Genomic DNA, 601 nt, shown 5'->3' on the forward strand with positions numbered 1-601 from the left:
ACATGGTCGCGGAAGCGGCCGCCGTCCGCCGCCGGCACGACGCCGGCATAGCGTTGCAGCACTTCGCCCAGAAGCTGCGAGCTGCTCCAGCCGTCCAGCAGGATGTGGTGGCTGGTCAGGATCACATGATGGCGTTCCCCACCCGTGCGCACCACCGCCAGCCGCAGCAGAGGCGGTGCCGCAAGGTCGAAGCCGGCCTGCCGCTCCGCCGCAGCGAGCCCGTCCAGCCGTGCCGCCTGTTCCGCCTCGCCGCGCCAGTCCTCCAGCCGCAGCGGCACCGCAACCTTGCGCCGGATCGCCTGCAACGGCTGCTCCAGGCCGTCCCACAGGAAGCCCGCCCGCAGGCTGTCATGCGCATCGACCGCCCCCTGCCAGGCCGCATGGAAGCGCGCCACGTCCAGCCCGTCCACATCCACCCGCATCTGGTTGATGTAGGCGTCGCCACCCGGCTCGTAGAGCGCATGGAACAGCATGCCCTGCTGCATCGGCGTCAGCGGGTAGAGGTCCTCCAGTTCGCGCGCCGGCAGCGGCAGCGCGTCCAGCTGCCGCTGCGTCAGGCCGGCCAGCGGAACGTCCGACGGCGTCAGCCCGCCGGCCGAGG

Annotated in this window: 1 protein-coding gene; it reads right to left on the reverse strand. The window is 72.2% G+C overall.

Going from position 1 to position 601, the window contains the following annotated elements; genetic code table 11:
• On the reverse strand, positions 1–601 hold a 601-nt coding region (locus tag CRT60_RS00025; RefSeq protein ID WP_193548394.1), incomplete at both ends, for a condensation domain-containing protein.

This window comes from Azospirillum palustre (assembly GCF_002573965.1).
GTDB classification, from domain to species: domain Bacteria; phylum Pseudomonadota; class Alphaproteobacteria; order Azospirillales; family Azospirillaceae; genus Azospirillum; species Azospirillum palustre.